This window comes from Ornithinimicrobium sp., assembly GCF_035267225.1.
In the GTDB taxonomy this organism is placed as follows: domain Bacteria; phylum Actinomycetota; class Actinomycetes; order Actinomycetales; family Dermatophilaceae; genus Ornithinicoccus.
Map to the genome: position 1 here is coordinate 1 of NZ_DATFMA010000107.1, position 11,227 is coordinate 11,227.

Genomic DNA, 11,227 nt, shown 5'->3' on the forward strand with positions numbered 1-11,227 from the left:
CTTCGTGGTCGGCGGGGCCGGCACTTACACCGCCGCCCTGCACCTGATGCGCACCGGCGCGGCGGGGGTGCTGGTCGGCTTCGGTGGGGGCTCGGCGCACCGCACGCGGACCACCCTGGGCATCGACGCCCCCATGGCCACCTCGATCGCCGACGTCGCCGCCGCTCGCCGCGACTACCTGGACGAGTCGGGCGGCCGCTACGTGCACGTCATCGCCGACGGTGGCGTCGGCAACTCCGGTGAGATCGTGAAGGCGGTGGCCTGTGGTGCCGACGCGGTGATGATCGGTGCGGCCCTGGCGCGAGCCCACGAGGCACCCGGACACGGGTTCCATTGGGGCTCCGAGGCCCATCACCCGTTGCTGCCACGGGGTGAACGGGTCTATGTGGGCACGGTCGGGAGCCTGTCGGAGATCCTGCTGGGTCCAGGCCGCGACGCGGACGGGGCCACCAACCTCATGGGTGCGCTGCGCCGGGCCATGGCGACGACCGGCTACACCGACGTGAAGGAGTTCCAGCGCGTCGAGGTCGTGGCCTCGCCCTACTGACCCGCGAGACGCGCCCGCCCACTTCGCCAGCCTCATCGGCGTGGGCCCTTCCGCTGCCTAGGATGGCGATACGCCCATCCGACGCAGCCAGACGGAGGTGCCCCTGCGATGCGCCTGAGCAAGGATCCCCTGTACCGGAGACGGCGCCGCGTGGTCGGTGGCGCGCTGGCTGCCCTGCTGCTCGCCATCAGCCTGACCGCGTGCCTCTCCCTGACGGGAGGGGACGAGGAGGGGGCGAGCCAGGACGCCGCGGCGGCAGACGGGGGCGACGACAGAGGGGACGGTGGCGAGGGGGGTAGCGGCGGCGGCGATGCGGCGGTCCAGTCCACGCGGGAGCCCTCCGGTGAGTCCAAGGCCAACAACGCAGGGGTGGTGCTCAAGCCGCCGGCCACGCCCTCGGCCCAGACGACCATGGAGAAGGTCGACTACATCACCGGGGACATCACGCCCAAGTCGGTGGTGGCCTCGGGGGCGGGGCTGGTCATCGCCAACAACATGATGTACCGGCATACCTCCACCGTGTACGACTCGCGCAGCCGTGAGCTGCTCGAGACTCTGGACGACGGACTGGAGCTGTCCGAGTTCGACCTGTCCGGCCACCCCGGCACCTCCCGGGGCGCGCCGGTGGAGGCCGCCTGGACCGACGACGGCCGGTACGCCTATGTCTCGCAGTACACGATGTACGGCGAAGGGTTCGGCAAGGAGGGCTTCGACGCGTGCAGCCCCTCCGACGGCGTGGGAGGCTCGCTGCTCTACCGCTTCGACGCCCAGGACATGGACTGGGACCAGGTCATCGAGGTGGGGGCGGTGCCGAAGTTCGTGGACATCACGCCCGACCAGAGCCGGGTCATCGTCAGCAACTGGTGTGACTCCAGCATCTCCGTGGTGGACCGGAAGAGCGCCAAGGAGACCGTGGAGATCCCCATTGCGGCCGCGCCGCGGGGGATCGAGGTCATGCCGGACAACCGCACCGCCTACGTGGCGGCGATGTACGCCGACAAGCTGTTCAAGGTCGATCTGGAGACCGGGGACAGCGAGGTCCTGATGAACACCGGCGACAAGCCTCGGCACCTCAACCTCTCCGAGGACGGGAAGTGGCTCTACCTGGCGGTCAGTGGAGCGGACACTGTCCACAAGATCGACACCGAGACCGAGCAGATCGTCGACGAGGTGACCTCCGGCAGGGAACCACGCAGCATGTCGCTCTCCTCGGACGGGACGGCGCTGTACGTGGTCAACTACTACGAGCCCTCGGTCGCGAAGATCGGCACCGAGAACATGGAGGTGCTGCAGAAGGAGCCGACCGACGCCAACCCGATCGGACTGACCTACGACCCGGTCACCCACCACGTCTGGGTCGCCTGCTACGGCGGCAGCCTGTACGTGTTCGACGACCAGCCCGACGCCTGACGCTGAGGCTGCGCCGTACGCTGAAGGGGTGCTCCGCACCGCCCTGCAACCGCGCTGGCTGGCGTTGCTGGCGCTGCTGGTAGTCATCGTGATCGCCTTCGCCCAACTGGGTCGCTGGCAGATGGGCCGAGCCTCCGACGCCTCGGCGACGGAGCGGCTGGAGCAGCAGGCATCCGCACCGGCCATGCCGGTGGATCAGGTCACCCGGCCCTACGCGCCCTACGACGACGCGGTCTCCGGTCGGACGGTGTTCGCCCAGGGGCGCTATCTGGCTGACCTGCAGTTCCTCGTGCCCGACCGGGTGCTGGACTCCCGGCGGGGGTGGTGGGTGGTGGTGCCGTTGCGGACCGACGAGGGCGCACTGTTGCCGGTGCTGCGCGGATGGGTGTCCGACCCCGACCTCGCCGTCGCTCCGGACGCCCGCGAGCGAACCGTGACCGGCACCCTGGCTCCGAGCGAGTCCGCGACGGGCGGGTCGCAGGAGGGCCTGGCCGAGGGCGAGCGTGCCTCGGTCGACCTGGCGGCGCTGGCCAACGAGTGGCCGGGCGAGCTCTACAACGCGTTCGTGTTCGCCACCGAGGAGAGCCCGCCGGTCAGCGGCGGAGACGTCCGGCCCGTTCCGCCGCCGGCTCTGGTCCCCGAGGCGGTCGACTGGCGCAACGTGGGCTACGGGCTGCAGTGGTGGGTCTTCGCCGGGTTCGCGGTCTACATGTACCTGCGTTTCCTGCACCAGGCCAGCCGTCCCCGGCCGGAGCGTTCAGCCCCACGGCCTACAGTGGCGTCGTGAGTGACCTCGCCAAGCTCCGGTTCTTCCAGGTCATGGCCATGGTGGTCGGGGTAGCGCTGCTGGTGCTGACGCTGCACATGGTGCTGCGCTACGGCTTCGACAACCACCTGCTGGACTGGTGGGCCCAGCCGCACGGCTTCCTCTACATGCTCTACCTGCTGGCCGTCGCCATGCTCGGGTTCGAGCTGCGCTGGTCTCTGCCCACGATGGTCGCAGTGATGCTGGCAGGCACGGTGCCCTTCCTGTCCTTCGTGGTCGAACACCGGATGACCCGCAGCGCCAAGGCGCAGCTGGCGCAGCGTCACGCCGCGCCGACGACGGCCTGAACGGTGCCACGGGCTCGGGTCCGTCGCCGGTAGCCTGCTCGGTGTGACGCAGACGCAGAGCGATGGCCCGCCCCCGGGGCAGACGCTGGCCGACGAACCGGTCCTGGTGGTGGACTTCGGCGCGCAGTACGCCCAGCTGATCGCCCGCCGGGTGCGTGAGGCCGGCCGGTACAGCGAGCTGGTCCCGCACGACATGCCGGTGCGGGAGATGCTGGCCAAGAGCCCCAGCGCCTTCGTGCTCTCGGGGGGCCCCGCGTCGGTGTACGCCGACGGGGCGCCACGGCTCGAGGAGGCACTGCTCGACGCCGGTGTACCGGTGCTGGGCATCTGCTACGGCTTCCAGGCCATGGCAGCGGCCATGGACGGAGAGGTGGCTCGCACCGGGATGCGCGAGTACGGGCAGACCCGGGCGCGCGTGACCGACACCGCGAGCACCCTCTTCGACGGGCAGCCGGAGGACCAGCCCGTGTGGATGTCGCACGGCGACGCCGTCACACAGGCGCCCTCGGGCGCGAAGGTCACCGCGACCAGCCCGGGCTCCCAGGTGGCGGCGTTCGAAGACGACGACCGCAGGCTGTACGGAGTCCAGTGGCACCCCGAGGTCGTGCACTCCACCTTCGGCCAGCGGGTGCTCGAGAACTTCCTGCGGGACGGGGCGGGGCTGCGCGCCAACTGGACCACCGCCGACGTGGCGCGAGACCTCATCGACCGGGTAGCCGCGGAGGTCGGCGACGCCCGGCTGATCTGCGGCCTCTCCGGCGGGGTCGACTCCTCGGTGGCGGCAGCGCTGGTGAACGAGGCGGTCGGGGAGCAGCTCACCTGTGTGTTCGTCGACCACGGCCTGCTGCGCGAGGGTGAGGCCGAGCAGGTGCAACAGGACTTCGTGGCCGCGACCGGGGTCGACCTGGTCACCGTGGATGCCGAGCAGCAGTTCCTCGAGGCCCTGGACGGCGTGACCGACCCGGAGACCAAGCGCAAGATCATCGGGCGGGAGTTCATCCGGGTCTTCGAGCGGGCCGCGCGCGACATCGCCGGCAGCGCCGACGCGCAGGGCCACCCGGTGCGCTACCTGGTGCAGGGCACCCTCTACCCCGACGTCGTCGAGTCCGGCGGGGGCAGCGGAGCGGCGAACATCAAGAGCCACCACAACGTCGGTGGCCTGCCCGACGACTTGCAGTTCAGCCTCATCGAGCCGCTGCGTACCCTGTTCAAGGACGAGGTGCGCCACGTCGGCCTGGAGCTGGGGGTGCCCGAGTCGATCGTGTGGCGCCAGCCCTTCCCCGGCCCCGGGCTGGCTATCCGGATCATCGGGGCCGTCGACGCCGCGCGCCTCGACATCCTGCGCCGGGCGGACGCCGTCGCTCGCCAGGAGCTCACCCGCGCCGGGCTGGACCGTGAGATCTGGCAGTGCCCCGTGGTGCTGCTTGCTGATGTGCGCTCGGTCGGTGTTCAGGGCGACGGTCGCACCTACGGCCACCCCATCGTGCTTCGCCCCGTGTCCAGCGAGGATGCGATGACCGCCGACTGGAGCCGGCTGCCACACGAGGTGCTGGCGTTGATCTCCTCACGCATCACGAACGAGGTGGAAGAGGTCAACCGCGTCGTCCTGGACGTGACGAGCAAGCCTCCGGGCACGATCGAGTGGGAGTAGGCGTGCGGCCCCGGCTGACCGCAGCGCTGGCCGCCGGCAAGGTCGCGAGAGTGGTCTCGCGGTTCCGGGGCGGTGGCTCCGCCCTGCCCGGTCTGGTGAGCGAGACTATCGACCCCGGCGTGCTGCGGCACACCCTGGCGGCCATGCCGCGGGGGGTGGTCGTGGTCACCGGGACCAACGGCAAGACCACGACCACGAAGATGCTGGTCGCCGTGTTGCGCGAGCACGGCCTGCCGGTGTTCACCAACCCCACCGGCAGCAACTTCACGCGCGGGGTGATCTCGGCGATGTTGGGCGAGGTGGACCTGCGTGGGCGGTTGCACGCGGATGTGGCTGTCCTGGAGCTCGACGAGGCCCACGCGCTGCACTTCGCCGCCGTGGTGCCGCCGACGCACGCCCTGCTGCTCAACGTCGCCCGCGACCAGCTGGACCGGTTCGCCGAGATCGACTTCACGGCCGGGCTGTTGTCCCGGCTGGCCGACCAGACCACTCAGGTGGTGGTGCTCAACGCCGACGACGCCTTCGTCTCCCGCGTCGGCCCTGCTGTGGCCGAGCGGGTGGGCGTGCGCTGGTTCGGGGTGGACCCGGTCATCGCCGACCGGCTGCCGGAGATCCAGGAGGCCGACGTCCGCTTCGAGGACCCGTCGGACGCCCCGAGGATGGGCTCCGGCGACGGGGTGCTGCTGCCTCACGACCAGGACGCCTTCACCGTCCAGGACCCCGGTGGTGACGACGTGGGGCCGCTGCGACTGCGCCAGCGTGGCCTGGCGGCGATGATCAACGCCACCGCGGCCTGCACGATGGCCCGCGTCGTGCTCGGTGAGGACTTCTCCGCCGACGTGGCCAAGAACGCTCTGGAAGCAGTGCACCCGCCGTTCGGTCGCGGGGAGACCATCGACGTGGGTGGCCATCCGCTGGAGCTGGTGCTGGTCAAGAACCCGGCCGGGTTCACGGTGGCCCTGTCCACCTACGGCGCCCAGCCGGTCGCCACCATGATTGCGATCAACGACAACTACGCCGACGGCCGGGACGTGTCCTGGCTGTACGACGTCTCCTTCGCGAGCCTGCGCGAACGCGGGGTGAGCATGACCAGCGGGGTCCGCGGCTGGGACATGGCCCTGCGCCTGATGTACGACGACGTGCCCGTGGGGCGGACCGAGTGCGACCTGGACCTTGCGCTGGATCATTTCCTGGACCAGCACGACGCCGAGCCCACCCGGTTGTTCTGCACCTACACCGCGATGATGCACCTGCGTCGCCGGCTGTCCAGCCGGTACGACCTGGCGCGCTTCGGGGAGGACCCGAAGGCGACCGGCGCATGAGCAGCACGACCAGCAAGGGTGAGGTGCATCTGGTCCACCTGTACCCCCAGGAGATGAGCATCTACGGCGACCTGGGCAACACCCGGTGCCTGGCCGCCCGGTTGCGCTGGCACGGCTACACCCCGGTGGTGCACAACCACGGGCCCGGAGACCCCTGGCCGGAACGGGCCGACCTGCTGCTGGGCGGTGGCGGGCAGGACTCCGGCCAGCTTCGCGTGCAGGACGACCTCGCGGTCCAGGCCGACCGGCTGCGCGAGCTCGCTGCAGCGGGGACGCCGATGCTGATGGTGTGCGGCATGTACCAGCTCCTCGGCGAGGCCTTCATCACCGCCGAAGGGGCCCGCCTGCCGGGTCTGGGCATCCTCGATGTCACCACCCGAGGCAACGAGCGCCGCATGATCGGCCCGGTGGTGCTGCAGACCGACTTCGGCTCGGTCGTGGGGTATGAGAACCACTCCGGCTCCACCGTGCTGGGCTCGGGCCAGGCCGTCTTCGGGCGCGTCCGCTACGGCCAGGGCAACAACGGCCGGGACTCCACCGAGGGCGCGCGTGTGCACAACGTGGTCGGCACCTACCTGCACGGGCCCGTCCTGCCGGCCAACCCGGCCCTGGCCGACGGGTTGCTGGAGATCGCCTGTCGCCGAGCGACGGGGGACTGGCAGCCGGCCGAGGTGGACGACACCGTCGCTCGGCGGGCGCATGAAGCTCAGGTGTCCCGCCTGGTCCAGTCCGGTTCGGCCCGTCGCCGCTAGCGCGGCACACGGCCCCGGTCGACCTGCGCTCACCGCCGGCGTCGGCGTAGGTCGACCGCACCACTGTCCAGGTGGTCAGCGAGCGCGTCGCGCACCGCAGCCACGCGAGCCGGGTCCACCCCGCCGTCGGAGACCACCCCGAGGAGGACCTCGCCGTGCTGCGAGCTGGCGGCCATGCGGGCGCTTCCGGCGCGGGCCTGGGAGGCGTGGATGCACCAGACGTGGGCAGCATGCGCCCACTGCGCCACAGCGTCGTTCGTGGCGGGGTCGTCGGTCGCGGCCAGGACCAGCCAGGAGCCCTGGATGTCGCCTTGTTGCACCGGGCGCGGGAGCCAGGTGACCTGGTCTCCCCGGACCAGGTGCTCGAGGCGCTCGTCGCGAAGCGCGGGGGCGACCACGACCACGTCGGCGCCGTCGGCGGCGAAGCGGCGGGCGCGGCGCCCCGCCACTACGCCTCCGCCTGCGACGAGCACCCTGCGGCCGCGGAGGTCGAGCCCCAGCAGGGTGGTCACCGTGAGTCGGGGAGGTCGAGGTCCATCGGCGCCATTCTGCCGCTCACGAGACCTCCGTCCGGGCACGCCGCCGCCGTCCGGCCCACCACGCCAACAAGGCCACGGCACCCAGGGGCACTTCCAGCAGGTGAGTGAACACGGCATAGAGCAGCGCGGCCGCCGCCGCGGCTGACGGGTCGCCGCCGAAGGCGACCAGGATGCCGACGGTGCCCACCTCGGTGACGCCCAGACCGCCCGGGGTGATGGCGACCACGGTGAGGAACTGCCGGAACGCGTACGCGGCGAACAGCGCGGCCAGCCCCAGCTCCAGTCCGACCGAGCGCGACGCGACGACGTACAGCACGAAGAGGAAGCCGAACATCCCCGCCAGGCCCAGGCTCAGGCGCAGGCTCGACCGACGCACGATGGCCTCCACGCGCGCACGCTGGTCGGCCACGAAGTGGTCGAGGTCGGCCAGCTGGGGGAAGCGCCGGGCCAAGGGTGAGGCCAGAGTGCCCAGGGCGCCGCCGACCTCGCGGGCGACGCGCTCGGAGAAGACCGTTCCGGCGAAGAAGCCCAGGACCAACACGCCGATCCCGGCGGCGAGAGCGGCGGCAACGAGGACCGGGCGCGGGGCCTGCACGGGGCCCAGCAGGACGAAGAGGGCCCCCAGTACCGGTAGGGCGAGGCGGGCCAGGATGTTCCAGACCGTGAGCACGAGGATCGAGGTGGAGATGGCGCGGCGGAGGTGGCCCCAGGAGCGGAACATCACGTAGGTCAGGGCCACCCCCACCGCCCCTCCTCCGGGGAGCAGGTTGCTCACCATCGAGCCCGCCGCGTTGACCATCAGCGCGCGCAGATGGGTCAGGCCGGGCAGCGAGGCGATCATGGTGTGGGTGTAGCAGTACAGGCCGGCCAGCAACAGTGCGGCCATACCCAGGGCCGAGCCGGGGCCGACCAGCCGCAGCTGTGCGGCGATCTGCGGCCAGGTCGTCTCGGCCACCCAGGGCAGGCCGAAGACCACCAGAGCCGCCGCCAGCGCGATGCCCGCCACGGACTGCGCGGTCTCTCGCCAGCCGAAGCGAGCCGCCTCCTCGGGCGGGTGCTCCTTCATGCGGGCTCCGCCGCGAGGTCGTGAAGGGCCGCCCGCCGCGTCGGGGGGGCCGCGCCGCGCCCTGGCTCGACGAAGTACTCCCAGCCGAGCAGGAGCCGGGCCAGGGGCGCCGGCAGACCCAGGACGAGGGTCCACAGTCCAGGCCTGCGGGTGCCGGCCCGGCGCTGCGAGACGTGGGCGTGCAGTGCTGTGCGCTTGGCCGCCACCTGGGCGCGCACGTCCACTCGGTGCGTGATCCGCGACGAGGGGGTGAAGCTCCGGGCCCACTGCTGGGGCGTGAAGTCGGGCGCGAAGAACCCGTTGAGGCCGGGCAGGCCCCGCAGCCGGTACCCGGCACGCACCGTGCGCAGGATCGGCTCGCGGGGGAGGGTGGCCTCGACCAGCCGGACCCCCGGGGTCAGCGCCGCGGCAGCCCTCGTGAGGTGGTGGGCGCGCACATGGTCGCGGTGACCGTAGCCGCCCGCGGGGTCGTAGCCGATGACGAGACTGGCCCGCTGGTCGCGAAGCACCGCCGCCAGCCTCGCGCCCGCCTGCAGCACCGGGACGACATGCAGCCGCGGACGCCGCCCGAGGGCGGGGAGCACCTGCGGGCCGATCCCGCTGTCCGCGTACCCCAGGTCGATGACGTCCGAGGCGCCCAGGGCCACCGCGCTGGTCCGGAGCTCCTCCATGCGTCGCGCCCCCCGAGACTCCATGTCGTCCTCGCAGCCTGGGCCGACCGGCCCGCCCTCCTCGCCTCGGGTCAGCGTGACCAGGACGACCCGGTGTCCGCGCGCGCTGAGTGCCGCCAGCGTGCCGCCCATGAGTATCGCCTCGTCGTCGGGGTGGGCGTTCACCGCGACCACAGTCTGTCGCACGCGCTCTCGTCCCCTCGTCGTGCCGGGTGGGCGCCTCCTGCGCACCAGCGGTGTGGTTGACGCCTGGCCGGCTCACGATACTCCCAGCGTGACACGCTGTCGGCGTGAGGATCGCGTTGGTCTCCGACTGCTACCCGCCCCGTCTGGGCGGGATCGAGGTGCAGGTCGCGGGCCTGGCTAGGGCGCTTCGTCGGGCGGGTCACCAGCCCCTGGTGATCACGGCGACCCCGGGCCCCCCGGAGCGCGATGTGCTGCGTCTGCCCGTCGCGAACCCGGTCGGTGCACCGGTCGGCCTCGGGGCCGGCCGACGGTTGCGGCAGGTGCTGGCCGGCGCCGATGTCGTGCACGCTCACATCGGGGTGCTGGGGCCCCTCGCCCAGCAGGCGGCCGGCATCGCGGCGAGCGGAAGGCTGCCGACCCTGCTGACCTGGCACAGCCTGCCCGGGTCCTCTCCCTTGGCGCTGGCGCTGGCCCCCACCTGGCGGCGGCTGGTCGAGCGGGGCGTGCGGCCCACCGCGGTCTCCACGGTCGCTGCTGAGCAGCTCGAAGGCCTGCTGCGGCTCCCGGAGGTGCCGGTGCTGCGCAACGGGCTGGACGTGCCCGCCTGGACCCACGGGGGCGCCCGGGCGCATCGAGGTTCGTCGAGCTCGAGCAGGGTCAGCGTGCCGGGGGGGAGTGGGCCGGGTCCGCGAGTGGTGAGCGCCATGCGTTTCTCGGCCCGCAAGCGACCCCTGCACCTCATCGCCCTTCTCGCCCGGGTGCGTGAGCGCGTACCGGCACACCGGCGACCGCGGCTGTCGATCCTGGGCGACGGTCCATGGTGGTCCGCGCTGCGGGCGCTGGTCGGCGGCACCACCCTGCGTGAATGGGTCGATCTCCCGGGGCGAATACCGCGCGCTCACCTGGCCGGGCATCTGGCCGACGCCGACCTGTACGTGGCGGCGAGCCGGCACGAGGCCTTCGGCATCGCCGCGCTGGAGGCTCGTTGCGCCGGCCTCCCGGTCGCGGGGTACACCGGGACGGGGGTGCGGGACGTGGTCCAGCCCGGGGTCGGGGGCGTCCTCGCCACGGGGGACCGCCAGCTCAGCACCGCGCTCGCTGACCTGCTGGCCGACCCCGCGCGCCTGCGACGGTACGCCGAGCACCACCACCGTCATCCGCCGTGGGACCACCACTGGCCAGCGGTGACGGCCGACACCCTGGGACACTACGAGGGGGCTCTTCAGGGGCTCGGCCGAGAGGGGGGAGCGGATGCGCGCGCGAGTCGAGGCGCGTGACGCCTCAGGGGCGGTGCGCTACGAGGCGGGAGTCGCCCACGGCGAGGATCCGGCCCGGACGTTGGCCATCGCCGGCTGGGAGCCGCGCTGGCTCGGAGCACGACTGGAGGCGGGCGCGGGTGAGCAACCGGAGGTCGTGCTGCGCTACGCGGTAGAACCCCAGGCGCCCGCCTACCCCTACCAACGCTTGGCCGCCTACGCGCTGGTGACCGAGGACGTCGACGGCCTCCCCTGCGTGTTGCTGACCTCGTTCACCGACTCACGCAGCGGCCACTGGGGCCTGCCCGGTGGCGGTATCGACGACGGTGAGGACCCCGTGGACGCGGTGCACCGGGAGGTCTGGGAGGAGACCGGCCAGCTGCTCACCGACGTGCGGCCTCATACGGTGACCAGCGGGCACTGGGCCGGGCGCGCTCCCTCCGGCCGGTTCGAGAACTTCCACGCCGTGCGGCTGGTCTACCGCGCCCGGTGCCCCAGGCCGCAGGAGCCGGTGGTGCACGACGTCGGCGGTTCTACCGAGGAGGCGGCGTGGGTCCCGTTGGCGCAGCTGGGCTCCTCCACCCCACTGCAGCCGTGGGGCCGCGAGGTCCTCGCCGGGGCACGGTTGAGCGGGTGAGAGGCTAGAGGCATGGACGGTGTCTACCAGCTCCTCGTCTTCGCCCACGTCCTCGGCTTGGCCGCCCTCATCGGCGG

12 protein-coding genes are annotated in these 11,227 nt (G+C 72.1%); 9 read left to right on the forward strand and 3 right to left on the reverse strand.

Going from position 1 to position 11,227, the window contains the following annotated elements; all coding sequences use genetic code 11:
* From VJ976_RS10705 to VJ976_RS10735, 7 genes are all read left to right on the forward strand, one after another.
* On the forward strand, positions 1 to 547 hold a 547-nt coding region (locus VJ976_RS10705), incomplete at its 5' end, for an IMP dehydrogenase (RefSeq protein ID WP_324100209.1).
* A 108-nt stretch (positions 548 to 655) separates the two neighbouring features.
* Positions 656 to 1,957 carry a YncE family protein gene (locus tag VJ976_RS10710; protein ID WP_324100210.1) on the forward strand — a complete coding sequence of 434 codons (1,302 nt, stop codon included), beginning with the start codon at positions 656 to 658 and terminating at the stop codon, positions 1,955 to 1,957.
* A gap of 28 nt (positions 1,958 to 1,985) precedes the next feature.
* Positions 1,986 to 2,744: an SURF1 family protein gene (locus VJ976_RS10715; protein ID WP_324100211.1), complete on the forward strand. Its 759-nt coding sequence runs from the start codon at positions 1,986 to 1,988 to the stop codon at positions 2,742 to 2,744.
* Positions 2,741 to 3,070, forward strand: a complete 330-nt coding sequence (locus tag VJ976_RS10720; RefSeq protein WP_324100212.1) for a DUF3817 domain-containing protein — start codon at positions 2,741 to 2,743, stop codon at positions 3,068 to 3,070. The genes VJ976_RS10715 and VJ976_RS10720 overlap by 4 nt, the downstream gene beginning before the upstream one ends.
* A 43-nt stretch (positions 3,071 to 3,113) precedes the next feature.
* Positions 3,114 to 4,721 (forward strand): glutamine-hydrolyzing GMP synthase, encoded by a 1,608-nt coding sequence (gene guaA, locus VJ976_RS10725; RefSeq protein WP_324100213.1) that lies wholly within the window; start codon positions 3,114 to 3,116, stop codon positions 4,719 to 4,721.
* A gap of 2 nt (positions 4,722 to 4,723) precedes the next feature.
* Positions 4,724 to 6,043, forward strand: coding sequence for a MurT ligase domain-containing protein (locus VJ976_RS10730; protein ID WP_324100214.1), 1,320 nt, complete (start codon positions 4,724 to 4,726; stop codon positions 6,041 to 6,043).
* Positions 6,040 to 6,795 (forward strand): cobalamin biosynthesis protein CobB, encoded by a 756-nt coding sequence (locus tag VJ976_RS10735; RefSeq protein ID WP_324100215.1) that lies wholly within the window; start codon positions 6,040 to 6,042, stop codon positions 6,793 to 6,795. The genes VJ976_RS10730 and VJ976_RS10735 overlap by 4 nt, the downstream gene beginning before the upstream one ends.
* A gap of 29 nt (positions 6,796 to 6,824) precedes the next feature.
* Here VJ976_RS10735 and VJ976_RS10740 read toward each other — a convergent pair whose 3' ends face one another.
* From VJ976_RS10740 to VJ976_RS10750, 3 genes are read right to left on the reverse strand one after another with little or no spacing between them, the layout of a single operon-like run.
* Positions 6,825 to 7,307 (reverse strand): precorrin-2 dehydrogenase/sirohydrochlorin ferrochelatase family protein, encoded by a 483-nt coding sequence (locus VJ976_RS10740; protein WP_324100216.1) that lies wholly within the window; start codon positions 7,305 to 7,307, stop codon positions 6,825 to 6,827.
* Positions 7,308 to 7,350: 43 nt separating this feature from the next.
* Positions 7,351 to 8,400, reverse strand: a complete 1,050-nt coding sequence (locus VJ976_RS10745; protein WP_324100217.1) for a lysylphosphatidylglycerol synthase domain-containing protein — start codon at positions 8,398 to 8,400, stop codon at positions 7,351 to 7,353.
* Positions 8,397 to 9,257, reverse strand: coding sequence for a PIG-L deacetylase family protein (locus tag VJ976_RS10750; RefSeq protein ID WP_324100218.1), 861 nt, complete (start codon positions 9,255 to 9,257; stop codon positions 8,397 to 8,399). The genes VJ976_RS10745 and VJ976_RS10750 overlap by 4 nt, the downstream gene beginning before the upstream one ends.
* Before the next feature lie 104 nt (positions 9,258 to 9,361).
* On the opposite strand from VJ976_RS10750, the gene VJ976_RS10755 reads away from it, so the two are divergent.
* Together VJ976_RS10755 and VJ976_RS10760 are read left to right on the forward strand one after the other, a co-directional pair.
* Positions 9,362 to 10,534, forward strand: a complete 1,173-nt coding sequence (locus VJ976_RS10755; RefSeq protein ID WP_324100219.1) for a glycosyltransferase family 4 protein — start codon at positions 9,362 to 9,364, stop codon at positions 10,532 to 10,534.
* The gene (locus VJ976_RS10760) at positions 10,509 to 11,150 is read left to right on the forward strand and encodes an NUDIX hydrolase (protein WP_324100220.1); all 642 of its coding nucleotides are present in this window, start codon (positions 10,509 to 10,511) and stop codon (positions 11,148 to 11,150) included. Before VJ976_RS10755 ends, VJ976_RS10760 begins: the two co-directional genes overlap by 26 nt.
* Positions 11,151 to 11,227 lie beyond the last annotated feature (77 nt).